This is a genomic window from Devosia sp., from assembly GCF_017307565.1.
In the GTDB taxonomy this organism is placed as follows: Bacteria; Pseudomonadota; Alphaproteobacteria; order Rhizobiales; family Devosiaceae; genus Devosia.
In genome coordinates this window covers 25,979-49,624 of sequence record NZ_JAFKHD010000070.1, presented here as the reverse complement: position 1 = coordinate 49,624, position 23,646 = coordinate 25,979, and the positions used below count along the sequence as shown (strand labels likewise).

Below are 23,646 nucleotides of genomic sequence, written 5' to 3'. Positions count from 1 at the left end.
CTCTTTCGGGAATTCTCGCACCCCGACAGGGCTGCCACAAAAACCATGCATTAACCAAACCTCGCTAACCTGCTTGCACTTCCATGTGCGGGCGAGGACCGGTGAACGCATGCTCAGTGACGATCTCGATTCAGCACGCACCTTCTCGTCTTCGCAGCCCAAGGCCACCGAAGGACGATTCCAGCGCGTCAAGGTTTCCATCCTTGGCCGTTACATGCTTGCCGACCGTCGCGAGTTTCCCTGCCAGGTTCTCGAAATGTCGCCCGGCGATGCCGTGGTGATTGCGCCAGTGGCAGGAATCGAGGGCGAGCGGATCATTGCCTATCTCGATCATATCGGCCGCATCGAAGGCACGCTTCTCAAGCAGGTGGATGGCGGGTTCCTGATGGATATCGCCGCAACTCCGCGCAAGCGCGACAAGATGGCAGCGCAGCTCACCTGGCTTGCCAACAAGGACATCCTCAACCTGCCGGAAGACCGCCGGCACGAGCGTGTGGTCCCCGATATTCGCCATTCGACGGTCGTTCTCGACGATGGCCGGCGTTACAACTGCAAGATCATCGACATTTCGCTTTCGGGCGCAGCCATCGAGCTCGATGTCCGTCCGGCCATGGGCACGCCGATCACGCTCGGCCGCATGCGGGCGCGCGTCGTGCGTCACTTCCAGAATGGGGTGGCCGTCGAATTTGCGGCGGCGCAGGAAATGCTCAACGTCGTGCAGCAGAACCTGCGCATCATGAACTGAGCCCCGGGCTCGGATTTTTCAACTATAGCTGCGTCACCGCTCCATGAGCCGGCTTTTGGCTGTAGCCAGGCGCAGGGTAAACGCGATCTTACCTGATCGCTTAAAACACGCATAAAAACTCGCTGGTAGTTTTCGGACCGAGGCAAGTGGCCGCCCTTAGCGTGGTCTCCATCAGGGAGATCGCGTTATGGCAATCAAGAATATGCGCCTTATGGCAGCGGGTATGGCTGCAGCGGTGCTCGCAATGTGGGCCCAGCCCAGTGCGGCAGTCGACTTCACCAATGCAGCCTTCGTTCGGGTGGCAAGCACCAACACGTCCATTCCGGTCGGGCACCTGGATTTCTCCCGTTCGCGTCCCGCCGAATGTCAGGCCAATAGCGTCGTGGAAGACGCTGCTACCCTGACCGAAGGAAACTGGCAGCAGCTCGTTTCCATCAACGCTCATTACAACCAGACCATCATTCCGGTTACCGACCAGGAACTCTACCAGGTCGAAGAATTCTGGACCTATCCCACCAATGGCTATGGCGACTGCGAAGACTTCGTGCTCGCCAAGCGCCGCGCGCTGATCGAGGCCGGCTGGTCGCCGAGCACTCTGCTGATCGCCGTGGTGCGCCAGCGCGATGGCAGCGGCCACGCCGTGCTGATGGTGCGGACCGACCGCGGCGATCTCGTGCTCGACAATCAGGAGAGCGCCATCCTCGTCTGGAACGAGACGCCCTATCAGTATCTCAAGCGCCAGTCGCAGGCTCATGCCGGCCAGTGGGTCGATATGTTCGATGACCGTACGACGGTGATCGCTGCGCGCTAACGCATCGTTTTCCGGGTCCCGCCCCAATCCCTGATAGGGACCTGATGAACAAGGCCGGCTCTCGCTGCAGCGAAGCCGGCCTTGTTACGTCCAGTGCTGAAAAACTCAGCGAATGGCGACGACGTAGATGCTCATGAAGAAGAGCCCGGTGACGAAGGCCCAGGTGAAGGCGACCAATGCGCCAATCAGCGCCGAGGTCATCGACAGGGTGCCATCGTCTTCGTGCTGCCAGCCCATGTGCAGCATGATGTAGGGGCCGCAGACAATGCTCATCATCAGGTGGCCGATGGAGCCGACGAGGTTTCGCCCATCCATGCGCAGCATGGCCTGCTGGCGTGCCAGCGCCTGATAGAGATGCGTCCCCGCCCCAGCAACGCACAGACCCACGCCCATGATGAACGCCGCAAGCAGAAGTTCGCGCGACATCCCTGCCCTCCTCAACCGCCGATCCACGGCAAGCCCAAGTGTTAATAGTTTGGTAACCATATTCCGGCTGAAGTGAACTGTCACCTTCGCACGAGAAAACTGGTTAACGCTGGCCATGTCCGCCTCGCAGCACCCCGCTCCGGCCGCTTACGGGTCTCATGGCCTTGTGCATAATCTTGCTGGCATTGCCCTTGCCGTAATGCTGGCTGCGCTTGGCGTCGCCTATCTCGTGGATCAGGCCGGGCGCTCCGAGGGCCGAAAAGTACCGTCGCTGAGCGACGGCAACATGCTGGAGCAGACTGTCAGTGGGCGCGAGCTGACGATTCCGGAGAACTGGTTCCGCTTCGGCGAGCAGATGCAGGCCGGCTTTGTCAGCCAGATCGACCTTTCGGTGCAATTGCCGCTCGGATCGGTCGATGTGACGCTGCTGCCGCGCTCCCGCGCAAAATCGAGCAGCGAACTGCTCGACAGCGTCTATGTGCATCAGTTCGCCAAGGGAACGGAGACGGGCGTGCCCGGACTGATCGGGCAAAAGCTCGAGGGCAACGGCTACGGCGGGGAAACGATCTGGTATGACGCGCTGGCGCCGAAGCCATTCGTGGCCAAGTGCATCGACGCGATCGAGACCGGCGCGCCAGACAAATGCGTGCGCACCGTGCATCTGACGAGCGGCCTCGCCGCCATCTACAGCTTTGAAGAGAGTTTGCTGCCGGGCTGGCGCGATTTCGACGCCGAAATGAACCGCTGGCTAGAAAAAATCGGCGCCAACTGATTGGCGCCGATCAGAATTCGTTATTCGATATCGTCAAGGTCGATATCGAGGATCGACATCGAGAACATGTAGGATTTGTCGCCGTCTTCATCGTCAACGTGGATGAGGCCGATCGACTCTTCGCCGATGAACACTTCAACCGAGTCGTTGAGCTTGGCGCGCGGGCGAACGTCGATGTTCTTGTTGTTGAACGTCCGCTGCAAGAATTTCTGCAGCTTGATGATCTCTGGATGGTTCACGGCAATCGTCCTGCGGTTGGGGTTGGCGCAATCTAGTACCTCACGAAGCGCTGACAACCCCTGAGGTCGGCATTTTAGCGGTGACAACCTGTGACGGAGACTTGCTCCACCACTCAGGTGTTGTCGTGCACAAGCACCATCTGGTCCATGACCAAGGCGGGCTGGGCGCAGCCGGCTTCGCCGATCACCTTGGCCGGAACACCGGCGACGGTGGTGCGCGGCGGCACTTCCTTGAGGACAACCGAACCGGCGCCGATGCGCGAGCAATCGCCGACCCGGATATTGCCCAGAACCTTGGCGCCAGCGCCGATAAGCACGCCATTACCGATCTTAGGATGGCGATCCTGATCGGCCTTGCCGGTACCGCCGAGGGTCACGTTCTGCAGCATCGAGACATTGTCGCCAACAACCGCGGTCTCGCCGATGACGAGGCCGGTGCCATGGTCGAGCATGATGCCCTTGCCCATGGGAACGGCCGGGTTGATATCGACCTGGAACACCTGGCTGGCGCGGCTCTGAAGATAGAGCGCGAAATCGCGACGACCGGCCTTGAAGAGAGCATTGGCGAAGCGATGCGTCTGGATGGCCTGGTAGCCCTTGAAATAGAGCAAGGGCTCGATGGCCCGATGGCAGGCAGGATCGCGCTCGAGCGTGGCGGCGAGGTCGACGCGTGCCGCTTCGCCGATGGTCGGATCGTCGCGCAGCACCTCTGCGAAGGTCTGGCGAATGATGTCGGCCGAAACGTCTTCGTGATCGAGGCGCGAGGCCAGACGATGGGCCAGCGCTTCCTCAAAGGAATCGTGGTTGAGCACCGTGGTCAGCGCCATCTGCCCAAGAGCCGGGTCAGAATCGAGAATCTGGCGGGCGCCGACACGCACCGCCTCCCATACCGGATCGACCGATTTGATCAGCGCCGATTTCTGGGCATTGCCGCTCATGGGGGCCAACTCCGCTTTATCGAGACTTACCGATATAAGACATTTGGTTGTCCAACACAAAGCCCTCGCGCATGGATTGGTTCACGCCTTCGAGGGAATGGGGAAAGTCCTGCTCAGGAATTCGAGCGCGGCGGCCTTGAACTTGGTGTCGCCGGTGGCACGCATATGGTCGCGGCGCGGGATGACGAAGGCTTCGCCATGGGGCAGCAGTTCGGCCAGCGGCTCCGGCGCGCCGGCCATTTCGTCGGCCTCGCCCACGGCGACAAGCACCGGGACCTCGATTCGCCGGACGTCGGCGCGCGCCATGGGCTGGCGGGACGTTTCCATGCAAGCCGCCAGCGCCTCACGGTCGGAACCGGTGTGATCGGCGAAGATGCGGAACTGGCGCGCCGTGGGGTGGCTGAGATCGGCAAGGCTCGGGGCGCGGAGGCCGGCGATGATGTCATTGCCGTCGGTCAGGCCGTTGATGAGGTTCATGCCCATGCCGCCGAAAATCGCGGCCGCGACTCGCTCCGGATAAAGGAAGGACAGAAACGCGGCGACGCGGGCGCCCATGGAATAACCGAGTACGGCGACGCGCTTTTCGCCTAGATGATCGAGGAGAGCGAGGCTATCGTCGACCATGCGCTCGGGGAAATAGGCTTCCGGGTCATGCGGCTTAGCTGATTGGCCATGGCCGCGGTGATCGAAGGTGATGGCCTTGTACCCGGCCCCGACCAACGTCTCGACCCAGCCGGTCTCGATCCAGTTGACCTTGCCGCTCGAGGCAAAGCCGTGAATGCAGAGCACCGCCGGCCCATCGCCCGCGGTCTCATAGGCGAGCGAATATCCACTGGACTGAAACATGGGCATGGCGAATTCCTTTTGAGGAGTGTTTAGCCGCGGGGGGCGCCTTGTGCCAAGGGCAAGATAGGTGGGAAGCGCCCCGCCCCTTGCGCCGGATTCCCGCTTTCGCGGGAATGACGCCGTGGAAGCGTCAAACACGCGGGTTCTAACTCTTTTCTTCCCGGCTCCACTTGGCTATGGTCCGGCGCAAAATACCGACCCCACAGGTTTGACCATGGCACACGGCACCACGCCCCATTTCCACAACACCGAAGGCCTCCGCAGCATCGAGGTTGGCTCCAAGGAGTTCCAGTGCGTCGGCGCCCTGCCCCCGTTCGATCACCCGCATATCTTCATCGATATGGGCAAGGACAACGAAGCGGTCTGCCCCTATTGCTCGACGCTCTATATCTACAAGCCCGAGCTTGGCGAAGGTAACGCCAACCCCGCTTCCGCGATCTTCAAGGCATACGCCGCCTGAGTTGAGACCATGCCCGCAATGGGCCGCAACTATGTCATAGCCGGAGCGGGTATCTCCGGGCTTACGCTGGCGCTGACCCTCGCCAAGTTCGGGGCGACGGTGGTGGTGCTTGAGCGCAACGCAACCATCCAGGAGGCCGGGGCCGGCCTCCAGATCAGCCCCAATGCGCGCCGCATTCTCGATCGCCTGGGCCTTTCCGACGCGCTGACGCATGTTGCGCTCGAGCCGGCGGCGCTCGACACCTACCAGAACGGGCGTTCGACGCCCTTTTTCAGCATGGAATTCGGGCCGATCATGGCGGAGCGCTTCGGCGCGCCCTATGCCGTGATGCACCGCGCTGATCTCGCCGAGGCCCTCTACAGAGCCACGAGGCGCTTCGCCAATATCGACATCATTTTCGGTGTGCGCGGCTGGGATGTCGTTTCCCATGCGCGCGGGGTGACGGTTGTGGTCGACGAAGCCGATGGCCAGAGCCGGACCACGCGCGCCAATGCCTTTATCGGTGCAGATGGCGTGCATTCGCACACAAGACGCCACGTGCTCGAAGGGCCTGACGCCCAGTTTGGCGGGCGCGTTGCCTGGCGCACGCTGGTGCCGGCGGAAGCGGTTTCGAGCGTGATCGCCATGGACCGGGTTTCGGTCTTCTTCGGCTCCGGCCACCATCTTGTGTGCTACCCGCTGCCGCATCGGGGACAGGTCAATCTCGCCCTCTTCCTGCCGGGCAAGCCCGAGGACAATCCCAGGAAGCCAAGCCTCAAAGGCAAAGGTTCGCTGGGTGTGATTCTGGCGGCCGCCGGCGAGAGCTGGACGCCGTGGCCGCTCTATACGGTGACGACCCCGGTCTGGCACCGCGACAATATCGGGCTCATCGGCGATGCCGCCCATGCCATGGTGCCGTTTCAGGCCCAGGGCGCGGCCATGGGCATCGAGGATGCGGCGACGCTTGGCCCGCTTCTGGTTGAGCACACCGAACCCGAAGCGGCCTTTGCGCGTTACGCGGCCATAAGGCAATCGCGAGTCGGGCGCGTTGCGCGTCTGTCGGCAAGCAATGGCCGCATTTTTCATATGAGGTGGCCGCTGTCGGTCGCCCGCGACACCGTGATGCAGTTGCAGGGGCCTCGTGCCCATCTCAAGCGGCTCGGCTGGATCTACGGGTATGACGTCGCGCCCGCGGAGCAAACGCAATAATCCAACGGCCTTGCGTTGCGCGGCCCGCCCGTGTCAATTGCGCTGCTCACGGGTTAGATGGTTGAAAGGGAACGAATTCCGCATGCAAGCTGCGACACGCTCCCGACTGACCCTTGCCTGCATTCTCCTGACCATTCTGCTCGACATGATCGGTGTGGGCATCATCGTGCCGGTGCTGCCCGAACTGCTCGAAGAGCTTACCGGCGGCGGCGTTGCGGATGCGGCCGTGATCGGTGGCTATCTCGTTTTCGCCTATGCCTCGATGCAGTTCCTGTTTTCGCCGGTCTTGGGCAACCTCTCGGACCGGTTCGGCCGGCGCCCGGTGCTGCTTGCCTCGCTTTTGGGGCTGACCTTCGACTACCTGATGATGTCGATTGCGCCCTTCGTCTGGTACCTCTTCATCGGCCGCATCATCGCGGGCATTGCCGGGGCGGCGCTGGCGACGGCGACGGCCTATATGGCCGACATCACCCCGCCGCATAAGCGCACCCATCGCTTCGGCCTCATCGGCGCGGCGTTCGGGCTGGGCTTCATCATCGGGCCGGTGATCGGCGGCGAACTCGGTGAACTGGGCCCGCGTGTGCCGTTCTATGCCGCTGCGGGCCTTGCCTTTGCCAATTTCCTCTTCGGCCTCCTGGTGCTGCCGGAAAGCCTCCCCAAGGCCAATCGGCGCAAGTTCAACATCAAGCGCGCCAATCCACTCGGCGCCGTCATGGCGCTCAAGCGCTATCCTTCGGTACTGTGGCTGCTGGCCGTGCTGTTCTTCCTGCAGCTGGCGACGCAGGCCCTACCGACGATCTTCAGCTATTTCACGGTGGAAGTGTTCCACTTCACCTCCTCCACCATCGGCCGCACGCTGGGTGCCTTCGGCATCGGCTTCGCCTTCAGCCAGGCCGTGCTCGCGGGGCCGCTGTCGAAGGGACTAGGCGAGCCAGCCGTGGGCATCGTGGGCCTGCTGTTCGCGGCGACCGCCTTTGCCGGCATCGCCTTTTCGGCGGAGGTCTATCACCTCTACCTCTTCATCGCGGTCGGCACGGTCAGCGGTCTTGCGCCGCCCGCCATCAATGGCGTGCTGTCGCGGCAGGTGCCCGACAATAGCCAGGGCGAATTGCAGGGCGCGGTGAATGCGGCGAGCTCGCTCGCGACCATCATCGGCCCGCTCGCGGCAACGCAGATTTTTTCCTACTACAGCGCAGTGGATTCGACGCACTATTTTCCTGGCGCTCCCTTCGTCGCCTGCGCGGCAGCTGTCGTGATCTCGCTCGTCATTTTCGGCATTGCGGCGTGGCGGTTCGAGCTGACGCACCGCCCGAGCGTCGCCGATCACCCGCATGTTCCCGACCTGCCGCCACCCGGACAGCTGCGCGTCGCTCCAATCGAGGATGAAAATGATCATCAGACCCGCAACCGGCGCTGACAGGGCCGCGGTTCTAGAGATTATCGGCCCGGTGCTGCGGGCCGGCGAAACCTATGCGATCGACACCGATCTCACCGACGCGCAGATGCTCGACTATTGGTTCTTGCCCGCGCATGAAGTGTTTGTGGCAGAGGAGGAAGGCCGGATTCTCGGTACCTATTACCTCCAGGCCAACCAGCGCGGCGGCGGGGCGCATGTCGCCAATTGCGGCTATATGGTTTCACCCCTGGCTCAGGGCAAAGGCATTGCCGGGCGCATGTGCGAGCATTCGCAGGTGATCGCGAAAGAGCGCGGTTTTCGCGCGATGCAGTTCAACCACGTAGTGTCGAAGAATACGCGCGCCGTGGCGCTATGGCAGAAGCTGGGCTTTGAGATCGTCGGTACATTGCCGCTGGCGTTTCGGCATCCGGTCTACGGCTATGTGGACAGTTATGTGATGTTCAAGGCGCTGGTTTAGGATTTAACGCCAAGAGCGCAGAGACATCCGCAGTCGTCATTGCCGGGCCTGTCCATGCAATCCAGCTTGGGGCGCCATGGACCACCGGGACGAGCCCGGTGGTGACGACGGGGAGAGGTAGGCGTTCTTGATACCGGCCCCGACGTATGACCGGCTCTAAAATACAAAAAGCCCCGCCGAAGCGGGGCTTTTCTTTTTTGGCTTACTTGCCGAGGGTCGACGGCCAGGTGCCGTGCAGGTCGCTGCCGCGGCCTTCGATTTCAAAGCCATGGGCGCCGAAGAAGTCGCGCTGGCCCTGGGTCAGGTTGGCGGTGCCCTGAGCCTGACGGTAGCTGTCGAAATAGCTCAGCGAGGCCGAGAGACAGATCATCGGGAATTCGCCGACGGACGCGGCCGCCACAACCTTGCGCAGGCTCGGGTGGCTGTCCTTCATGATGCCGACGAAGTCGGGCACGACGAGAAGATTAGTGGCTTCGCCCTTGGCATAGGCCGACGACATCTGATCGAGGAAACGCGAGCGGATGATGCAGCCGGCGCGCCAGATCTTGGCGATCGTTGCGAGGGGCAGCGACCAGCCGAACTCTTCCGAGGCCTTGTTGATCACGGCAAAGCCCTGAGCATAGGAAACGATCTTGCCGGCGAGCAGCGCCTTTTCGAGATCGGCCAGGGTGACGTCGGTCTTGGCGCGGTTCGGCTTGCCATAGATGGCTTCGGCGGCGACGCGCTCGGACTTGCGCGAAGACAGCGAACGGGCTGCGACGGCGCCTTCGATGGCGGTTGCCGGGACACCCATCTGCTGAGCAACGACGGCGGACCACATGCCGGTGCCCTTCTGGCCGGCCTTGTCGAGGATCAGGTCAACCAGCGGCTTGCCAGTCTGGTCATCGACGGCGTCCAGAACGTGGCCGGTGATTTCGATCAGGTAGGAATTGAGCGGACCCTTGTTCCATTCCTTGAAGACGTCAGCGCATTCCTTGGCCGACATGCCCAGACCGTCGCGCATCACGCCGTAGATTTCGGCGATCATCTGCATGTCGCCATATTCGATGCCGTTGTGGATCATCTTGACGAAGTGGCCAGCGCCACCTTCGCCCAGATATGCGCAGCAGCTTTCGCCATTGAACTTGGCGGCGATGGCAGTGAGAACCGCCTCGGCATTGTGCCACTGTTCCTTGGAGCCGCCGACCATGATCGACGGGCCGTGGCGGGCGCCTTCTTCACCGCCGGAAACGCCGACGCCGAGATAGCCGATGTTCTTGGGCTTGAGGTAGTCGAAGCGGCGCTGCGTATCGGTATAGAGCGAGTTGCCGCACTCGATGATCGCGTCGCCCGGCGACAGGTGCGGCAGGAGCTGCTCGATCATGTCGTCGACCGGCTGGCCGGCCTTGACCATGATGATGATCGAGCGCGGAGCCTTAACCGCCTGCACGAATTCGGCGAGGTCGTATTTCGGAATGGTATTCTGGTCGAGACCCTGCGCCTTGGCCTCGGCGACGAACTCGTCGATGCGGCCGGCCGAGCGGTTGTGCACGGCAACGGTGTAGCCTTTTTCGGCGATGTTGAGCGCCAGGTTTGAACCCATTACCGCTAGGCCGATCAGCCCGATATCCGCAGTCGCCATGAAGCTATCCTTCCAAGGTATTCGTCGCCGTCCAGGTCGTGTCGGGCCATGCGCAGGGTGCATAGCACGCGGCCGTGACAATGACCACAAACCGGCTGCTGATGAAAGTACGGATCGCGCAAATTTCGACCACTCCCAACACTTGTATGGAAGTATTCGTTCGACTTGCGCTATCAGGTCCTGGCTGACTAAGAAGGCGCGAAGTGGAGGACCATCAACCATGGGCGAGCGTTCGCCATTTGACCTGACGGGCCGCAGGGCCTTGGTCACCGGATCGAGCCGCGGCCTTGGTTTTGCCATGGCCCGTGCCCTTGCCGGTGCCGGTGCAAAGATTGTGCTCAACGCCCGGGACAATGTCGCGCTGGGTGCTGCGGCAGCTGACCTCGCTGAAGCCGGCGCCGACGTGGCCGCCCTGGCCTTTGACGTTACGAGCCCGGAAAGTGTTGGCGAAGCGATCCGCCACTGCGAAGCGGAAATCGGCCCGATCGATATCCTCATAAACAATGCCGGGATGCAGATCCGCGGGCCGCTCGAAACCTATCGGCACGACGATTTCGAAAAGATCATGGCGACCCATGTCACGGCGACCTTCTCGGTCAGCCAGGCAGTCGCCCAGGGCATGATCGAACGCGGGCGCGGCAAGATCATCAATATCTGCTCGATCCTGACCGACCATGCGCGGCCCACTGCGGCTGCCTATGGGGCGGCCAAGGCCGCCATCGCCAATCTCACACGTGGCATGGCAGCCGACTGGGCCCGCAAGGGGCTCAACGTCAACGCCATCGCTCCGGGCTACTTCAAGACTGACCTCAACGAGGCCTTGATCACCGACCCGGCATTCAATGCCTGGGTGGAACAGCGCACGCCGATGGGGCGCTGGGGGGAAGTCGGAGAGTTGGGGCCCGTGGCCGTCTTTCTGGCATCCGATGCCGCAAGTTTTGTAAATGGACACATTCTCTATGTCGATGGCGCCTTCACCGCAGTCGTTTGAACCGGCCCGTATCATCATTGTCATGGGCGTCAGCTCGTCCGGCAAGTCGACGGTGGGGGCGGCCTTGGGGCGGGCCTTGCATGCCCCGTTTCTTGATGGCGACCGCTACCACCCCGAGGCCAATGTCGAGAAAATGCGCGCCGGCACACCTCTGACGGACGATGATCGCTGGCCCTGGCTTGAAGCGCTGACAGCGGCCCTCAAGGAAGCGGCGGAAAAGAAGAAGGGCGTCGCCGTGAGTGCATGTTCCGCGCTCAAGAAGGCCTATCGCGACTTCATCACCGAAAAGGCCGGCGAACCCGTGCTCTTCGTCTATCTCGATGGCAGCCGGGAAGTGATCGGCGAGCGGATGGCCAAGCGCGATCATGAATACATGCCGACAAGCCTGCTCGACAGCCAGTTCGCCACTCTGGAGGTGCCCGATCCGGCGGTCGAAAATGTGATTGTCGTACCGGTGACGGACCCGGTCAACCGTATCGTCACGACCGTGACTGGATCACTCACGCACCTCAAAAGCTTCAAACGCTGGCAATAAAACCAACCTTCCCACGTTGGAGCGGCGTTTCGTAGCATCGGCTGTTGCCGGGGCTTTCGGTTACCTGTCTCGGTGCAGTCAACGCACTGGAATAGTTACAGGAAATGCCCAGCACCCTCTTAGTCGGCGGCTATGGCGCCGTTGGCAGCCAGATCGCCCGCACGCTTGCGTCCAAGCCGGAAAACCACGTCATCGTTGCCGGACGGAATCTGACCAAAGCCGCGGCTATCGGGTTTGGGGCTCGCAGGATTGACCTCGGCGCGCCGCCCACATGGGCCGATGCGCTGGAGGGTATTGACCTGGTCGTGGCTTCGATCGACCAGAAAGACACCGCCTTTGTATCGGAAGTCACGCGGCGCGGGATCGGTTACATCGACGTTACCGCTGGGGATGACTTCTTCCGACACGTCGAGGCGCTGGAGGTCAGGACGCCTGTCGTGCTGTCGCTGGGCCTCGCACCGGGCCTCTCAAACCTATTGTCGGCGGCCGCTGCGAAACAGCTCGATGTGGTCGAGAGCATAGAGATCGGTATCCTGATGGGCACCGGCGACGACCATGGCTCCGCAGCCATTGCGTGGTCGACGCGCAACATGTTCGATCCGAAGGCGCCACGCGACGATGCGCGGATCAGTTTTGGGCCGGACTTTGGGATGAGGCAGGCTCATTTCATGGATTTTGCGGACCAGCATGTATTGGCCCGGACCATGCCAGGCGTGCGGACTGTGACGCGCGTGACTTACGACTCCGCAATGCTTTCAGGACTGCTATTCTGGCTGGGCAGGACATTTGCCGGCAATGCCACGATGCAAGCGCTCGTCGAGCGCATCAGCCACATGCCGACGCTCGGCTCGGACAAATGCGTGCTGTCGGTAACGGCCCATGGCAAGCGCGCGAGCCGCCCCGTGGCGCAGGATGCCTTCTTCTTCGGACGGCGCGAGGCTGCTGTAACGGCAGCGGTTGCGGCACTGGCCGCGGAAGACGTGCTCGCAGGACGCGTACCACCCGGCATTCACCACAGCCATCAGGTGCTCGACGGGCAAGCGATATTTACGGCCCTCGAACGGCTTGGGCATGGACGGGTGCAATTTTCCGACCTTCGGCCGGAAGGCGGGATCTAGGCAGGCTTGCGGGCAAACCGCCCCTGCCCGTAGGCGACAAGAGCGGCAGCGGCGACGACAAGCATCGCCCCGGCCAGCGCCCATGTCGTGGGGACGATACCGAGCAGCAGCAGGTCAAAACCGAAAGCCCAGATGATCCCGGTATATTCGTAGGGCGCAAGCACCGAGACGGGGGCACGGGCCACCGACTCCATCAGCAGGACATGGCCCAACCCGCCGAGCAGCCCCGCCCCAGCCAGGAGAGCGAATTCACGGGCGCCGAGGTCGACCCAGCCGAAAAACGCCGAAGCCAGCCCGGCCAGCGAGCAGATCAAAGCGAAGGAAAGTGCGATTGCGGCTGGCGGTTCGGTGCGGGTCAAATCCTTCACCTGCACGCGAGAAAGGGCGTTGGTGGCGGCCATGGCGACGCCCGCACCGACGCCGATCAAGGTGCCATCGCGCAGTTCCGCCCCCACGAGGGTTGGAAAGAGCATGAGCAGAATGCCAGCAAAACCGAGCACCACGCCGACGAAAATCGTCGCGCCCGGCCGCTCGCGGAGGAAGAGCATGGCGGCGGCAATGGAGAGGATGGGAGCGAGATAGGTGAGTGCGGTTGCCAGCCCCACCGACAGATAGCGCAGCGAGACGAAGGAAAAGAACATCACGGCACAGCCGAGGAGGCCACGCACCAGGTGCTTATGCGGGTAGCGCGTGCGCACTGCCTGCCCCAATTCACGGCGAACCGCCAGATAGATCAGCGTGGGCAGCAGCGCGACAAAACTGCGCCAGAAAATGATCTGGCCGGTGGGCACGAGCGGCGCCACTTCGTGAATGGCCGCGGACATCGCGGACATGACGGCAAGGCCTCCGGTGGAAAGCCACAGAGCGGCGACAATGTTTTGTTTGGGCATAGAGGAAGGTCGCAAGGCGGGGACGGGCCAAGCTTTAGTGGGGACCGCCCTGCCCTGCAAGTCATTGAGCCGACTAGCGTCCCAGAATAGCCGTCCCCCTCGGCGAGATTCGATAGCCGGTTTCGAGGCTTTCGGTGAGACCGAGGGCCTTCAGGCGACGAACGCGGGTTTTGAATGCCTGTCTTTCAAGCCCCAAGCTGTCCGCGAGTTGTTGAGCGGAGAGACCCGGGTTTTCTGCAATGGAGGCAAGGACTGCCCTCGTCCATGGAACATCACCGTCCATGCGCGCCAGCTTGACCTCGACTTCGGCAAGATCGTCTAGCGAGGTCCGCAGGGCGATACGGGGATCCGCTCCCATATGATGAAGCCGGATGCGGTAGAGTTGGCCCTCTCCACGGGTTGCGAGGGACGCGACAAGCCCTTTCGCATCCGCAAAGCCGGCGCGATGGGCGTCTTCGTCGGAGATATCTTCAGTGACGGGCTCGACGGCGTCGATGGAGAGAATGCCGAGGGCAGTAAGCATCGTGCCACCGGCCTTGACGGTTGGCCGCCGCCAGCGGCGAAACTGCGTGTCTATCCTGCCGTCGGCAATGGCTTCGAGATCGACGATCTTGATGAGCATCAAACCCTCCCGCACCCGACATACTAGCCGGGCGCGGGAGTTCAGCAAACGCTCTATTGCGCGACGTAGCCGCCATCGACCAGGTGGTAGGACCCTGTGATGTTGGAGGCGGCGTCGGAAAGCAGGAAAAGCGTCAGCGCGGCTACTTCCTCGGACGTGCCGAGGCGCCCAATGGGGTGGACGGCCTTGAGGTAATCCAACGTTTCCTTGGGCAGCGCGGAAAGCAGCGGCGTTTCGATGAAGCCCGGCCCCACCGCAGTGACGCGAATGCCCTTCTTGGCGTAGTCCACCGCGGCAGACTTGGTCATGCCGACGACGCCGTGCTTGGCAGTGACATAGGCCGGGGCATTGGGGAAAGTCACGGAGCCAAGGATAGACGCCATGTTGACGATGGCACCACCGCCGGCCTTGAGCATGGCAGCAAGCTCATACTTCATCGAATAGAAGACGGAGTTGAGATTGACGTCGATCACCTTGTGCCAGTCATCGAAGGAATAGTCGCCCAGGGGCGCGGAAGCGCCGCCAATGCCGGCATTGTTCACCGCAAGGTGCAGGGCGCCATAGGTGTCGACGGCGAACTGGACAGCCTTTTCGACCTGATCGATCTTGGACACGTCGGCGGCTACGGCAGCAGCTTCTCCACCAGCAGCCTTGACCGCATCGACCACCGCCTGCGCGCCTTCAAGCTTGAGGTCGGCAACGACGACTTTGGCACCGCGCGCGGCGAGCTGCTTCACCACCGCTTCGCCGATACCCGAAGCACCGCCCGTAACGAATGCGACCTTGCCTGCAAAATCCTTGGACATGGCAATCTCCTGTTGGTTCCTCAGAAGATATGCGCCCCTCGAAACGAGACAACCATGACCGAGATCAAACCGGTGCGAACAATCTGTTCGAGCGCAATCCGCACTTAATCGGGAACGCCCGGGGTACGTGAGAGGCTGGCATTGGCGTAGCGATCGTCGTCGCTAACCTCGCGGCCCACCCAGGACGGCAGCACGACTTCTTCATCGACCGAGCTCATTTCGACCTCGGCCATGATCAGCCCTTCATGGTGGCCCTCGAAGACATCGACCTCCCACATATGGGCGCCATGGGGCACGTTGTAGCGACGCTTTTCGATGACGTTGGGCTGGGCGATTTCCATCAGCTCGCGTGCGTCTTCGAGCGGCAAGGGATATTCGAACTCGGCGCGCGCAAGGCCCTGCGGCTTGCCCTTGAGCGTCAGCACGGCTTCCCGATCATCATAGATGCGCACCCGCACGGTCGCCTTGGCGCTGGTCGACAGATAACCCTGCTGCAGACGGGCCGAGCTTTCGACGCCCGCTTTCCAGCCATCGCCGGAAACCAGGAATTTGCGCTCGATTTCCTGAGCCATATCAGTCGTCCTTTGGAAGCAGTTTCCAGAATTTTTCGAAGCGGGAGACGAGAGCATCGGAGCTTTCAGCCGTTAGCTGCCGGCCCAAGGCCAGCGCCTTACCCGCCAATGCGCTCTTGCGGGCTGAAATGGCCTGGGTCAAGTCCGCATCGAGCGGGCCCGCCAAGGTCTCAAGCCCCTCGGCCAGAACGGCGAGGTTGTGATGATCGCCAAGATACTCGCCGAGCGTATCGAGCTGATCGCGCCGCGCCCCGAGCCGATCGGGTGCGCAGTCCTTGAACAGGGTGACGTGGAACCAGTGGCTCTTTGCTTCCTTGCGCCAATCGTGGAAGGCCTCGTCATGGCTGGTCTTCTCGGCCTCCCCAAGGCGCTTTCGCATGCGGGCATAGGTGTGGCCCAGCCCCGGGGCGAGGAGGTCAAAGCCGCGGTCTTCGAACGTCCAGTAATCGACCCGCTTCCGCGCTATGAGCATCTCTTCCGCAAAAACCTCAAGCAGGGCCCGACGATCCTGCCTTTCGGACACGCACCGAATGTTCTCGGCGAGTACCTCCCGCAGTCTTGCCCCCTGCCCGACGCTAGCCTCTCCTAGAACCTCTTCGAGCGTTTCGAGCATGACGGCAGCATCGCGAGCCGAGGCCAGTGCATCGGCAGCGTTGCGGAAGGCAGCATTTTCTCTGTCGAAGCCCGGAAATTTGGGGCGCACGAGGCGCAGGAGGCCCCTGATCCGCTTGCAGCGCCGGCGCAACTCATGGACCGTCTTGTCGAAATCATCGCCAGACCGGCAATCGGCCAGCGCGGCATCGATCTGCTCTGCCGCTATCCTGCGGACCTGACTGCCAACCTTGCCGGATCGACTGAACGAGAAGCCCATCTGGCGCTCTAGAACGCAAACTGCATCTGGCCGGGCGGTGCACCCATGGTGACGCCTTCGAGAGCCAGCATGGCACGCTTGGACGTGGTGCCGCCGGGTGCGGAGAACCCACCTGCCCCGCCGCCAGCAGCCAGAACGCGGTGACATGGAATGATCAACGGAATGGGATTGGCCCCCATGGCTTGTCCCACCGCTCGCGACAGACCGACGTCACCCAACTGCCGGGCAATGTCACCATAGGTCGTGGTCATGCCCCAGCCGAAGGTGAGCAAAATGTCGTAGCAGCGCCGATGAAAGTCGGGCACGTTTTCGAGATCGAGCGGCACGGCGGAGAAATCGACATTCTCGCCCTCGGCATAGTCTTCGATGAGATCGACAATGGCCGAGATGGCGCGATCGGGTTCGCCGGGGGCGGCACCGAGCTTGGCCATCTTCTCTGCGACCTCGGCGCTGTCGCCTCCGGGCAAATAGACCCGGCGCACGCCGCGGTCGGTCCAGACCAGGGCGAACTCTCCGAGCGCCGTTGCAAAGGTGGTGCTGTACATGCCGTCACTTTAGCGCGCCGGGGCCACGGCGGCAAACGCTTGGTCAAATGTGCCAACCTCTGCTAGAGGGCTGGCCATGCCCGGTCCCATGCCCACATTGCTCGATTATTTCCCGCCCACCGATCCCTATCTCAACGTCCTCCATGTGGACGATGACATTCTGGTTGTCGACAAGCAGAGCGGGCTTCTCAGCGTACCCGGCAAAGACCCGAGCCTTTGGGACTGCATCGAATATCGCGCGCGGCAGACCTGGCCGACCGCCGGCATGTGCCACCGGCTCGACAAGGATACGTCCGGGGTTCTGACGCTGGCGCTCAACAAGCGCGCTCATGGCCGCATCGGCAGCCAGTTCGAGCACCGGCAGACGACCAAGAGCTACATCGCGCGCGTTTCCGGCATCATTGCCGAAGACAGCGGCGTCATCGACCTGCCGCTGGCGACCGACTGGGAAAACAAGCCGCGCCAGCGCGTCGACTATGAGAACGGCCGCCACGCCAAGACCGAGTGGGAAGTGATCGAGCGCGAGGCGAACGCAACCCGCGTAAAGCTCGTGCCGCTCACCGGGCGGACGCATCAGCTGCGTGTCCATATGAAGGCGCTGGGCCATGTCATCCTCGGCGACGCCTTCTATGCAGAGGGCGACGACTTCACCGCGGCCGATCGGCTGCAGCTGCACGCCGCCGAATTGGGGTTTACCCATCCGACGACGGGCGAATTCATGATTTTCGTAGCGCCCACGCCGTTTTAGCGACACGATTGCCGGCATAAAGCTTCAGCTGACTTTGCGATCTGGAGAGACATCGGCATGCGCCTTCACTCCCTGCCCTGCCTGACCATTCTTGTCGGGCTTGCCCTCGCCGTTCCGGTCCAGGCTTTCGACGACCTGCTCGACGCGGCTGGCCTGCTGCCGGCCGCCATGGCGCAGCCGCAGGTCTTCACCTATGCCGCGCCCCTTGGCGGCTTTGCCAGGAGCAAGACCCCGCCGATGATCGAAGACATGCAGCTGGCGCAGGCTCTGGCTGCGGGCGGCAAGGATCCGGTCACCGGCATCGACTTCAGCGCGGTCGAGGGCGTCCTCTCCCTTGGCGCGCCGCCCAAAACAATCACCGTGCTGCTGGGCAGCCAGGGCTTTGTCTCGGAGACACCGCAGGCCCTGCTCTCGCGCGACTTTGCCGATCGGGCCATCGGCGACATCACGGTCTATTACCGTGGCGAGGACTATGCGATCGACCTGGCCGCAGTCCGCGATCCGGACCCACTCGGCTCGGGCATGGGCAAGGCCCAGCGCATCGTGCCCGGCGACGAATTTCTGATCCGCACCGCCGGCTGGCCGGAAATGGAATCAACCCTGCAGCAATTGTCCGCGCCGCCACCGGCCGACGGCATGTGGGTTGATGCCATCAGCGCCCTCAAGCAAGTAGCGGGCGACGGTGCGCAACTGGAGATGGCCTCCGGCTGGACCATGGACGCCTTTTCTGCCGGCCCCACGGTAGACCGCAGCACGGCGCAGGGTGCCAAGATCAAATCCCCCGACGTGGATGCCGCGCTGGTCTTTCCGTTCGCCCTCATTGCCGAGACGCGCGGTGCCGAAACCGCGGCGCTGCACATCGCCATCCCCTATCCGGATACGGCCATGGCCCAAGCGGCGGGCGAAACCATTGCCGCGCGTCTCGAGGGGCTGCCCGAAGGCGTTGGCCAGCCGCAAGTCACAGTGGCTGCGCCGCGCGATGTTGCCGGTTCGGTGCCCGTGATGGTTCTGAGCGTGGAAACGCCTGCAGGCGAGGTTGCTGGCCTGCAGGCGCTTTATGGTCGGTGGCTGGGCGCCATCTATCAGCGCAGCTTCAGCCCGCTGATGTCGAGCCTCTAGGCCTCGTCGGCAAAACCCACTTCGATACGCTGGAAGAGGCTCCCCCCTTTCATCGTATCGAGCCACTTGCGGAAATCGGCGACGTCCTTGAAACCGGCCCGCTTGGCGTCGGCATCGGTAACCTCATCGGCACTCATGTCGACGACCGACTTGATCGAGAGCAGACCGAGCTTGGTCTTGAGCGTGCCGCCCGATTTGACCGTGGGGCGATTCCAGCGGCGGAAAATCACATCCACCTTGCCGGCCTTGATATCTTCCAGCAGCGCGAGCTTGAGCAGCATCAGTCCAGTACCCCCGTAGCGGTCATTTCGATCCTGAGCCCCTTGGCCAGCAGTTCCTTGACCACCACCGTGGCGCGAACCGGATATGGCTGCTGGGTGAAATACTGGCGGTAGACAGCATTCATGCCGGCCGCGTCGGCGCTGTCGACTAGGAAAATCTGCACCATGACGAGATTGGCGAGCGTGCCGCCGGCGGCCTTGATGCCGATCTCGAGGTTCTGAATGCAGCGATGCGCCTGGGCCTCGATGCCCCCCTCGACGATATCGCCGCTGGCCGGGTCTTCGGCGACCGCGACAAGCCAGACATGCTTGCCCGCGCGGACGGCGTCGTTGATGGGCGCAGAGGATGGCGCGATGCCGGTTTCGATGCGTTCGATCATCTCGTCTCCTGAGTTGAGAATCGTCCAAGCGCAATTGTCTTGCGCACCGCCTTGTGACAAACACGGGCCACCGAGCCAAGCGGGCGTGGTGAAACTGGTAGACACAAGGGACTTAAAATCCCTCGGCTAACGCTGTACGGGTTCGATTCCCGTCGCCCGCACCAATCCCCTGCGAGAGCTCATGAGACCCTGGATCCATCTCGATACGGCGAATGTGCCGGGCGACAAGACGCAGCTCAAACTGATGCAGCGCGGGGATGAATTCTCCATCATGCTCGGCACCAATGAGCTGATGAACAGTCGCCTCAGTGGCTCGGAAGAGGCCCTCGCAACGCTCAGCGCCGAACGCATCGGCGGACGCGCGAAGGCGCGGGTTCTTATTGGCGGGCTCGGCATGGGTTTTACCCTCCGCGCGGCGCAGGGGTGTTTTGGGGCGGACAGCGAGCTTGTCGTTGCCGAACTGGTGCCCGAGATCATCACCTGGGCGCGCGGGCCACTGACCCCGGTTTTTGGCACTTGTCTCGATGATCCGCGGGTGAGGATTATCAATGACGACGTCGGCAAGGTGATCGCGGCGGGCAAAGGGGCCTACGACGCCATCATGCTCGATGTCGACAACGGGCCAGATGGGGTGAGCCGGGAGCAAAACGATCAGCTCTATGGCACGGCGGCGCTCAGGAAATCATGGGCGGCGCTACGGCCGGGTGGCGTGCTGGCGGTTTGGTCGGCGCATCCTAGCGAGCCGTTCGCCAAGCGACTGGCTGCTGCGGGTTTTGTGGTAGATGAAGTGAAGGTGCGCGCACGCAGCGGCGGCAAGGGCGCGCGGCATGTCATTTGGCTGGGCGTGAAGCGGGGTTAACTCATCTCGACGGGAAACGCCGTAGGCTCCCAAGGATGGTCGATTTTGAGCGCTTTTGCCCGGTCGAGCTCCCAAGACCGCAAAAGGTCTCCTATATCGGCGCGGCCCCGGCGTTGAACGAGGTCTCGCAAGGCCCCCAGACGGCGCGCCATTACGCCATCGCTCAGCGATGGCCACGGCTCCTTTGGCACGCCACTCTTCCGCACGCCGTGCGGCCGCAATCGAGCCCCTCTCCCACCAAGCTGCCGCCGCGACCATCTTATGCTCGGCATCGTCCAGATCGCTCAGCGCCGAGAGAGCGACGGCATAGTGAAAGGGCCGATGGGGAATGATGCGGCTATCTCTACCATCGTTTTCCACTTCAGCGTCTTTGCCAAAGTTGATGTACTGCTCAACCGTATAAACCCGCGAGAAATCGAATTGGAGAACTGCCTCGGTCTTGGCCATCACAGTGAGGAAAAGTCCTCTTCATTGGACCGTTGCAGAGAATATTGCTCATGAATGTCGAACGGCGGGGAGTCGTTCTCAAGATTGTACATGAACATTGCACCGGCGTACCAGATTGGCCGGCACAGATGTTTGTCCCAAGACGCATCAAAAAAGATACCCCGCAGGACATGATGGACGGGTGGAATGACCAGATTGCGACCGACCAGGACCAGATCGGGACGATGCTTTAGGAGCGGCTTCAGCCGTCTTTTTACTTCCGCCGCAGTAGTCATGACGGACCGTTCGCGCTGGCTACTTTGCTCTCGAACGGAAACGGCGAAGGTCGCCAGAAGCGTTCAAGTTTTCGGACCTGGACGTTCATCGCTTCCCATTCATGCAAGAGCGCCGCGACAGGGGCCGGGTCTTCCTCCGCGAGCATTATACGGAGGGCATCGAGGTTTCCGAGGTTCTCAAGCCATTGGACCTTGAACCTCTGCCGTCTTTCCGACTTTTTGGAACCGATGACCACCGATGGAGAGGCACCGTAGGCATTGGCATCCGCCCAATTCAGGTCGAGGTACTTTTCCAGAACAGCGCGGGCTTCTGGGAATCTGCCAAGCGCAGCGTGTAGAAGTGCCTGGCTCGGGTAGGACATCCCCGCATAGGGGTTCATGTGCTGCTGGACCGACAGCATATTGTCGAGCGACGTACCTGATACGATAACTTCGCTCGCAGCGCGCTCCATCTCTGCGCGCACCCTGGCTGGCAAAGTCGGATCCTCCCCGAGAAAACCGTGTGCCCCATCGATCTGCCTGCCGATCCCGACCGAAAAATTTGGCGGCGAGAATAGGAATTCGACTCGCCAATAGAGGTCAACTTCGCCCTTGTAGTGGGGCGGGCCAAACGAGAAGCCCACCACGAGGTGACGAACCGGCGTCCGAAAAATCTCCCGCTTCTCCATAACAAAATCAGGGTAGTCCCGGAGAAACGGCGAGGCTAACTGGGCGACTTCTGTAATGGTTGTCATTGAATGCCGACTTGAAGAACGATCACGTTAGTTACCCCTGGGATTTTCGTAGTTCGGCTGACCAAATCTGTCGTGCGGGTGAGCGAAAGACCTCTCCGTCCAGTTTTCACATCGTATATGCAAGCCGTGGTTGCATTCACTCTCTCGTAGACATCTAGGCGTGATGTCTCAGCCTGCCCATAGTATACGTCACCATCTATGCTAGTTAATCCTCCGCCCGTGATCGACATTTCGGGATGAACGTTGCCGTACTGAACCGGAGACAATAATTTCCGCATGGTGATCTGTCGGTGAACTTCGGTATGAACGGCAATCCCAAAATTCTGAGGTGTTGCGGTGAGTCGCATGGCACTCATTTTTGCGGCTGCTTCGTTGGTTAGAGCCTGCACCTCCGGTAACAGCTTGCAGGTTTGCGCGACTTGTTCGGCAGTGAGCGCGACTTGCGTGACCGTTACAGAGTTTCCAGTTCTGCTGCCGTCCCAAACCTTGAAGGCGAGCGCGACGAGCCCGGTGTCGCCTATGCCCATCGGCCCAGGTTGCGCCACAGCGGCGTTGTAGAGCGTAAGGGCGCCCCGAACCATTATGGCAAAAGGCGATGCGAGCCAGGTGTCCGCCAGCGCATCGCTCGGTACGGCGGGAGGTTTCGGCATCGCCAGCACGGCCGGTGGGGCGACAAGAGGGCCGCGCGTAAGCGCGCTGCGGAGCCAAGCGACCCGCGCGAGCACCTCGCCGTCGCGGCCGAGAGAGATATGCTCACCCTGCGCGTTTCGATGAGCCTCCAGAAACGTGGCGTTTGGCATGACCACGACCTGCGAAACGCTTTGACCGGCAAAGGTCGATCGAACGGAGGCGCCATCGGTCATGATGACCTCCGAGGCGGCTATGCTCCCATCCGGCCGCGTGAGTGTTTCGACACTTGCCCAAAGTTCAGACGGATCAGTGGCAACCTGTCGTTCGGACCCGAGTTGGAGAGAAGCGTCCGGGAGCGCGGGATTGCCATAGTACGGCTCAGCCCAGCAGCGGCAGTAGGGCGCGGTGCCGGGGTGGCCTTCTGATGGAGCGTTGGTCCAAGCGAATACCCGCCCTTCGAGGGCGGCGTGCGCGTGGCGGACGCGATCGTCGCCAGCTGTGCGCCAGGTGTAGTGGGTGGTAGGACGGCCTTCTGGGAGAGCCTTGGTGGACAGGCCGGCGCAGAGGTCGAGGAATTTCTGGCCGTCGGCTGCGGTCTCGGCGAGCCGATGGAAATCGTCGGGTACGGCGCCATACCTGACATAGGCGTCGAACGCCTTGCGTTCGATCAGTCTGGCGAGCTCGGCTCGCTTCTCTTCAAGCTTCTTCGATAGTCTCGCCATTTCCCACCCCCGCTTTGATGCGGAGGCAGGGTGTCATGGGCGCTTGGGGCGGGGATAAGCGGGATAGATCAGTCGGTGCCGCCGGAGATGGGGGCGACGTAGGCGACGTCGAGGTCCCAGGGGAAGAAAATCCAGGTGTCCTGGCTGACTTCAGTAATGAAGGTGTCGACCATTTCGCGGCCTTTGGGCTTGGCGTAGACGGTAGCGAAATGGGCGCCGGGGAGCATTTCGCGGACGACGCGGGCGGTGTTGCCGGTGTCCACGAGGTCGTCGACGATCAGGATATTGCCGCCGTTCTTGGCGAGGTCGAGGATCGGCTGGCTGATTTCCTTGAGGATCTTGATGCCGGCCTGGTTCTGGTGGTCGTAGCTCTTGGCGGCCACGGTTTCGACGGTGCGGATATTCAGTTCGCGGGCGACGATGGCTGCCGGAACGAGGCCGCCACGGGCGATGGCGACGACGGCGTCAAAGGTGCCGAGGCCGGCGAGGCGCCAGGCGAGAGCGCGGCTATCGCGGTGAAACTGGTCCCAAGTGACGGGAAACGACTTCTGGTTGGGATTGCTCAACGCATTGATCTCCGG

The 23,646-nt window shown here is 62.1% G+C and carries 30 protein-coding genes and 1 tRNA gene; 15 read left to right on the top strand and 16 right to left on the bottom strand.

Annotated features, from left to right (window positions below; translation table 11 throughout):
* The first annotated feature begins 109 nt into the window (after positions 1-109).
* Together J0I64_RS02045 and J0I64_RS02040 are read left to right on the top strand one after the other, a co-directional pair.
* The gene (locus J0I64_RS02045; protein ID WP_291405943.1) at positions 110-745 is read left to right on the top strand and encodes a PilZ domain-containing protein; all 636 of its coding nucleotides are present in this window, start codon (positions 110-112) and stop codon (positions 743-745) included.
* Between the two features lie 187 nt (positions 746-932).
* A complete protein-coding gene (locus J0I64_RS02040; protein WP_291405941.1) occupies positions 933-1,556 on the top strand; it encodes a transglutaminase-like cysteine peptidase in 624 nt (207 codons plus the stop codon).
* A gap of 105 nt (positions 1,557-1,661) precedes the next feature.
* On the opposite strand, the gene J0I64_RS02035 is transcribed toward J0I64_RS02040, so the two are convergent.
* The gene (locus J0I64_RS02035) at positions 1,662-1,982 is read right to left on the bottom strand and encodes a hypothetical protein (protein WP_291405940.1); all 321 of its coding nucleotides are present in this window, start codon (positions 1,980-1,982) and stop codon (positions 1,662-1,664) included.
* 115 nt (positions 1,983-2,097) lie between these two features.
* On the opposite strand from J0I64_RS02035, the gene J0I64_RS02030 reads away from it, so the two are divergent.
* The gene (locus tag J0I64_RS02030; RefSeq protein WP_291405938.1) at positions 2,098-2,754 is read left to right on the top strand and encodes a hypothetical protein; all 657 of its coding nucleotides are present in this window, start codon (positions 2,098-2,100) and stop codon (positions 2,752-2,754) included.
* 20 nt (positions 2,755-2,774) lie between these two features.
* Here the strand turns inward: J0I64_RS02030 and J0I64_RS02025 are convergent, their stop codons facing one another.
* The 3 genes from J0I64_RS02025 to J0I64_RS02015 all read right to left on the bottom strand — a co-directional run bounded on the left by J0I64_RS02025 (position 2,775) and on the right by J0I64_RS02015 (position 4,783).
* Positions 2,775-2,993 (bottom strand): DUF3126 family protein, encoded by a 219-nt coding sequence (locus J0I64_RS02025; protein WP_046141889.1) that lies wholly within the window; start codon positions 2,991-2,993, stop codon positions 2,775-2,777.
* Between the two features lie 113 nt (positions 2,994-3,106).
* Entirely contained in the window at positions 3,107-3,931 is an 825-nt protein-coding gene (gene cysE, locus J0I64_RS02020; protein ID WP_291405932.1) for a serine O-acetyltransferase, read from the bottom strand.
* Between the two features lie 81 nt (positions 3,932-4,012).
* Positions 4,013-4,783, bottom strand: a complete 771-nt coding sequence (locus J0I64_RS02015) for an alpha/beta hydrolase (protein WP_291405930.1) — start codon at positions 4,781-4,783, stop codon at positions 4,013-4,015.
* A gap of 208 nt (positions 4,784-4,991) precedes the next feature.
* Between J0I64_RS02015 and J0I64_RS02010 the strand changes: the two genes are divergently transcribed.
* The 4 genes from J0I64_RS02010 to J0I64_RS01995 all read left to right on the top strand — a co-directional run bounded on the left by J0I64_RS02010 (position 4,992) and on the right by J0I64_RS01995 (position 8,299).
* Entirely contained in the window at positions 4,992-5,237 is a 246-nt protein-coding gene (locus J0I64_RS02010; RefSeq protein WP_291405928.1) for a zinc-finger domain-containing protein, read from the top strand.
* A 9-nt stretch (positions 5,238-5,246) separates the two neighbouring features.
* The gene (locus J0I64_RS02005; protein ID WP_291405926.1) at positions 5,247-6,425 is read left to right on the top strand and encodes an FAD-dependent monooxygenase; all 1,179 of its coding nucleotides are present in this window, start codon (positions 5,247-5,249) and stop codon (positions 6,423-6,425) included.
* 82 nt (positions 6,426-6,507) lie between these two features.
* Positions 6,508-7,842, top strand: a complete 1,335-nt coding sequence (locus tag J0I64_RS02000) for a TCR/Tet family MFS transporter (protein ID WP_291405924.1) — start codon at positions 6,508-6,510, stop codon at positions 7,840-7,842.
* Positions 7,814-8,299, top strand: coding sequence for a GNAT family N-acetyltransferase (locus J0I64_RS01995; RefSeq protein WP_291405922.1), 486 nt, complete (start codon positions 7,814-7,816; stop codon positions 8,297-8,299). Before J0I64_RS02000 ends, J0I64_RS01995 begins: the two co-directional genes overlap by 29 nt.
* A 202-nt stretch (positions 8,300-8,501) precedes the next feature.
* On the opposite strand, the gene gndA is transcribed toward J0I64_RS01995, so the two are convergent.
* The gene (gene gndA / locus J0I64_RS01990; RefSeq protein ID WP_291405920.1) at positions 8,502-9,920 is read right to left on the bottom strand and encodes an NADP-dependent phosphogluconate dehydrogenase; all 1,419 of its coding nucleotides are present in this window, start codon (positions 9,918-9,920) and stop codon (positions 8,502-8,504) included.
* Positions 9,921-10,140: 220 nt separating this feature from the next.
* Between gndA and J0I64_RS01985 the strand changes: the two genes are divergently transcribed.
* The 3 genes from J0I64_RS01985 to J0I64_RS01975 all read left to right on the top strand — a co-directional run bounded on the left by J0I64_RS01985 (position 10,141) and on the right by J0I64_RS01975 (position 12,564).
* Entirely contained in the window at positions 10,141-10,911 is a 771-nt protein-coding gene (locus J0I64_RS01985; protein ID WP_291405918.1) for an SDR family oxidoreductase, read from the top strand.
* Positions 10,886-11,446 carry a gluconokinase gene (locus tag J0I64_RS01980; protein WP_291405916.1) on the top strand — a complete coding sequence of 187 codons (561 nt, stop codon included), beginning with the start codon at positions 10,886-10,888 and terminating at the stop codon, positions 11,444-11,446. Before J0I64_RS01985 ends, J0I64_RS01980 begins: the two co-directional genes overlap by 26 nt.
* Positions 11,447-11,550: 104 nt before the next feature.
* On the top strand, positions 11,551-12,564 hold the full coding sequence (locus J0I64_RS01975) for a hypothetical protein (RefSeq protein WP_291405914.1): 1,014 nt from the start codon (positions 11,551-11,553) through the stop codon (positions 12,562-12,564).
* On the opposite strand, the gene J0I64_RS01970 is transcribed toward J0I64_RS01975, so the two are convergent.
* The 6 genes from J0I64_RS01970 to J0I64_RS01945 all read right to left on the bottom strand — a co-directional run bounded on the left by J0I64_RS01970 (position 12,561) and on the right by J0I64_RS01945 (position 16,870).
* On the bottom strand, positions 12,561-13,397 hold the full coding sequence (locus J0I64_RS01970; protein WP_291405912.1) for a DMT family transporter: 837 nt from the start codon (positions 13,395-13,397) through the stop codon (positions 12,561-12,563). The genes J0I64_RS01975 and J0I64_RS01970 overlap by 4 nt on opposite strands.
* A gap of 130 nt (positions 13,398-13,527) precedes the next feature.
* On the bottom strand, positions 13,528-14,076 hold the full coding sequence (locus J0I64_RS01965) for a winged helix-turn-helix transcriptional regulator (protein WP_291405910.1): 549 nt from the start codon (positions 14,074-14,076) through the stop codon (positions 13,528-13,530).
* Between the two features lie 53 nt (positions 14,077-14,129).
* On the bottom strand, positions 14,130-14,882 hold the full coding sequence (locus tag J0I64_RS01960; protein WP_291405908.1) for a glucose 1-dehydrogenase: 753 nt from the start codon (positions 14,880-14,882) through the stop codon (positions 14,130-14,132).
* 104 nt (positions 14,883-14,986) lie between these two features.
* A complete protein-coding gene (locus tag J0I64_RS01955; protein WP_291405905.1) occupies positions 14,987-15,454 on the bottom strand; it encodes a CYTH domain-containing protein in 468 nt (155 codons plus the stop codon).
* Between the two features lies 1 nt (position 15,455).
* Positions 15,456-16,325 carry a CHAD domain-containing protein gene (locus tag J0I64_RS01950; RefSeq protein ID WP_291405903.1) on the bottom strand — a complete coding sequence of 290 codons (870 nt, stop codon included), beginning with the start codon at positions 16,323-16,325 and terminating at the stop codon, positions 15,456-15,458.
* A gap of 8 nt (positions 16,326-16,333) precedes the next feature.
* A complete protein-coding gene (locus tag J0I64_RS01945; protein WP_291405901.1) occupies positions 16,334-16,870 on the bottom strand; it encodes a methylated-DNA--[protein]-cysteine S-methyltransferase in 537 nt (178 codons plus the stop codon).
* Positions 16,871-16,946: 76 nt separating this feature from the next.
* Here J0I64_RS01945 and J0I64_RS01940 point away from each other — a divergent pair, with 76 nt between their 5' ends.
* Both J0I64_RS01940 and J0I64_RS01935 read left to right on the top strand, forming a co-directional pair.
* Positions 16,947-17,618, top strand: coding sequence for an RluA family pseudouridine synthase (locus tag J0I64_RS01940; RefSeq protein WP_291405899.1), 672 nt, complete (start codon positions 16,947-16,949; stop codon positions 17,616-17,618).
* 57 nt (positions 17,619-17,675) lie between these two features.
* Entirely contained in the window at positions 17,676-18,737 is a 1,062-nt protein-coding gene (locus J0I64_RS01935; RefSeq protein WP_291405897.1) for a hypothetical protein, read from the top strand.
* On the opposite strand, the gene J0I64_RS01930 is transcribed toward J0I64_RS01935, so the two are convergent.
* Together J0I64_RS01930 and J0I64_RS01925 are read right to left on the bottom strand one after the other, a co-directional pair.
* Positions 18,734-19,018, bottom strand: a complete 285-nt coding sequence (locus tag J0I64_RS01930) for a hypothetical protein (protein ID WP_291405895.1) — start codon at positions 19,016-19,018, stop codon at positions 18,734-18,736. The genes J0I64_RS01935 and J0I64_RS01930 overlap by 4 nt on opposite strands.
* A complete protein-coding gene (locus tag J0I64_RS01925) occupies positions 19,018-19,398 on the bottom strand; it encodes a RidA family protein (protein ID WP_291405893.1) in 381 nt (126 codons plus the stop codon). The genes J0I64_RS01930 and J0I64_RS01925 overlap by 1 nt, the downstream gene beginning before the upstream one ends.
* 79 nt (positions 19,399-19,477) lie before the next feature.
* Here J0I64_RS01925 and J0I64_RS01920 point away from each other — a divergent pair.
* The 3 genes from J0I64_RS01920 (at position 19,478) to J0I64_RS01910 (ending at position 20,758) form a co-directional block, all read left to right on the top strand.
* Positions 19,478-19,562: transfer RNA gene (locus J0I64_RS01920), tRNA-Leu, on the top strand.
* 17 nt (positions 19,563-19,579) lie between these two features.
* The gene (locus J0I64_RS01915) at positions 19,580-20,257 is read left to right on the top strand and encodes a hypothetical protein (protein ID WP_291405891.1); all 678 of its coding nucleotides are present in this window, start codon (positions 19,580-19,582) and stop codon (positions 20,255-20,257) included.
* A gap of 261 nt (positions 20,258-20,518) precedes the next feature.
* On the top strand, positions 20,519-20,758 hold the full coding sequence (locus J0I64_RS01910; protein ID WP_291405889.1) for a hypothetical protein: 240 nt from the start codon (positions 20,519-20,521) through the stop codon (positions 20,756-20,758).
* A 217-nt stretch (positions 20,759-20,975) separates the two neighbouring features.
* Here the strand turns inward: J0I64_RS01910 and J0I64_RS01905 are convergent, their stop codons facing one another.
* From J0I64_RS01905 to gpt, 3 genes are all read right to left on the bottom strand, one after another.
* On the bottom strand, positions 20,976-21,713 hold the full coding sequence (locus J0I64_RS01905; RefSeq protein ID WP_291405886.1) for a hypothetical protein: 738 nt from the start codon (positions 21,711-21,713) through the stop codon (positions 20,976-20,978).
* Complete coding sequence (locus J0I64_RS01900; RefSeq protein ID WP_291405885.1) at positions 21,710-23,065, bottom strand: phage minor head protein; 1,356 nt, start codon at positions 23,063-23,065, stop codon at positions 21,710-21,712. Before J0I64_RS01900 ends, J0I64_RS01905 begins: the two co-directional genes overlap by 4 nt.
* Positions 23,066-23,133: 68 nt before the next feature.
* Positions 23,134-23,631, bottom strand: coding sequence for a xanthine phosphoribosyltransferase (gene gpt, locus J0I64_RS01895; RefSeq protein WP_291405883.1), 498 nt, complete (start codon positions 23,629-23,631; stop codon positions 23,134-23,136).
* Positions 23,632-23,646 lie beyond the last annotated feature (15 nt).

Excerpts from the sequence above, each read along its gene's own strand:
- J0I64_RS02045 (WP_291405943.1), top strand. The coding sequence starts at position 110 with ATGCTCAGTGACGATCTCGATTCAGCACGCACCTTCTCGTCTTCGCAG.
- J0I64_RS02040 (WP_291405941.1), top strand. The coding sequence starts at position 933 with ATGGCAATCAAGAATATGCGCCTTATGGCAGCGGGTATGGCTGCAGCG.
- J0I64_RS02035 (WP_291405940.1), bottom strand. The coding sequence starts at position 1,982 with ATGTCGCGCGAACTTCTGCTTGCGGCGTTCATCATGGGCGTGGGTCTG.
- J0I64_RS02030 (WP_291405938.1), top strand. The coding sequence starts at position 2,098 with ATGTCCGCCTCGCAGCACCCCGCTCCGGCCGCTTACGGGTCTCATGGC.
- cysE (WP_291405932.1), bottom strand. The coding sequence starts at position 3,931 with ATGAGCGGCAATGCCCAGAAATCGGCGCTGATCAAATCGGTCGATCCG.
- J0I64_RS02015 (WP_291405930.1), bottom strand. The coding sequence starts at position 4,783 with ATGCCCATGTTTCAGTCCAGTGGATATTCGCTCGCCTATGAGACCGCG.
- J0I64_RS02010 (WP_291405928.1), top strand. The coding sequence starts at position 4,992 with ATGGCACACGGCACCACGCCCCATTTCCACAACACCGAAGGCCTCCGC.
- J0I64_RS02005 (WP_291405926.1), top strand. The coding sequence starts at position 5,247 with ATGCCCGCAATGGGCCGCAACTATGTCATAGCCGGAGCGGGTATCTCC.
- J0I64_RS02000 (WP_291405924.1), top strand. The coding sequence starts at position 6,508 with ATGCAAGCTGCGACACGCTCCCGACTGACCCTTGCCTGCATTCTCCTG.
- J0I64_RS01995 (WP_291405922.1), top strand. The coding sequence starts at position 7,814 with ATGATCATCAGACCCGCAACCGGCGCTGACAGGGCCGCGGTTCTAGAG.
- gndA (WP_291405920.1), bottom strand. The coding sequence starts at position 9,920 with ATGGCGACTGCGGATATCGGGCTGATCGGCCTAGCGGTAATGGGTTCA.
- J0I64_RS01985 (WP_291405918.1), top strand. The coding sequence starts at position 10,141 with ATGGGCGAGCGTTCGCCATTTGACCTGACGGGCCGCAGGGCCTTGGTC.
- J0I64_RS01980 (WP_291405916.1), top strand. The coding sequence starts at position 10,886 with ATGGCGCCTTCACCGCAGTCGTTTGAACCGGCCCGTATCATCATTGTC.
- J0I64_RS01975 (WP_291405914.1), top strand. The coding sequence starts at position 11,551 with ATGCCCAGCACCCTCTTAGTCGGCGGCTATGGCGCCGTTGGCAGCCAG.
- J0I64_RS01970 (WP_291405912.1), bottom strand. The coding sequence starts at position 13,397 with ATGTCCGCGATGTCCGCGGCCATTCACGAAGTGGCGCCGCTCGTGCCC.
- J0I64_RS01965 (WP_291405910.1), bottom strand. The coding sequence starts at position 14,076 with ATGCTCATCAAGATCGTCGATCTCGAAGCCATTGCCGACGGCAGGATA.
- J0I64_RS01960 (WP_291405908.1), bottom strand. The coding sequence starts at position 14,882 with ATGTCCAAGGATTTTGCAGGCAAGGTCGCATTCGTTACGGGCGGTGCT.
- J0I64_RS01955 (WP_291405905.1), bottom strand. The coding sequence starts at position 15,454 with ATGGCTCAGGAAATCGAGCGCAAATTCCTGGTTTCCGGCGATGGCTGG.
- J0I64_RS01950 (WP_291405903.1), bottom strand. The coding sequence starts at position 16,325 with ATGGGCTTCTCGTTCAGTCGATCCGGCAAGGTTGGCAGTCAGGTCCGC.
- J0I64_RS01945 (WP_291405901.1), bottom strand. The coding sequence starts at position 16,870 with ATGTACAGCACCACCTTTGCAACGGCGCTCGGAGAGTTCGCCCTGGTC.
- J0I64_RS01940 (WP_291405899.1), top strand. The coding sequence starts at position 16,947 with ATGCCCGGTCCCATGCCCACATTGCTCGATTATTTCCCGCCCACCGAT.
- J0I64_RS01935 (WP_291405897.1), top strand. The coding sequence starts at position 17,676 with ATGCGCCTTCACTCCCTGCCCTGCCTGACCATTCTTGTCGGGCTTGCC.
- J0I64_RS01930 (WP_291405895.1), bottom strand. The coding sequence starts at position 19,018 with ATGCTGCTCAAGCTCGCGCTGCTGGAAGATATCAAGGCCGGCAAGGTG.
- J0I64_RS01925 (WP_291405893.1), bottom strand. The coding sequence starts at position 19,398 with ATGATCGAACGCATCGAAACCGGCATCGCGCCATCCTCTGCGCCCATC.
- J0I64_RS01915 (WP_291405891.1), top strand. The coding sequence starts at position 19,580 with ATGAGACCCTGGATCCATCTCGATACGGCGAATGTGCCGGGCGACAAG.
- J0I64_RS01910 (WP_291405889.1), top strand. The coding sequence starts at position 20,519 with ATGCTCGGCATCGTCCAGATCGCTCAGCGCCGAGAGAGCGACGGCATA.
- J0I64_RS01905 (WP_291405886.1), bottom strand. The coding sequence starts at position 21,713 with ATGACAACCATTACAGAAGTCGCCCAGTTAGCCTCGCCGTTTCTCCGG.
- J0I64_RS01900 (WP_291405885.1), bottom strand. The coding sequence starts at position 23,065 with ATGGCGAGACTATCGAAGAAGCTTGAAGAGAAGCGAGCCGAGCTCGCC.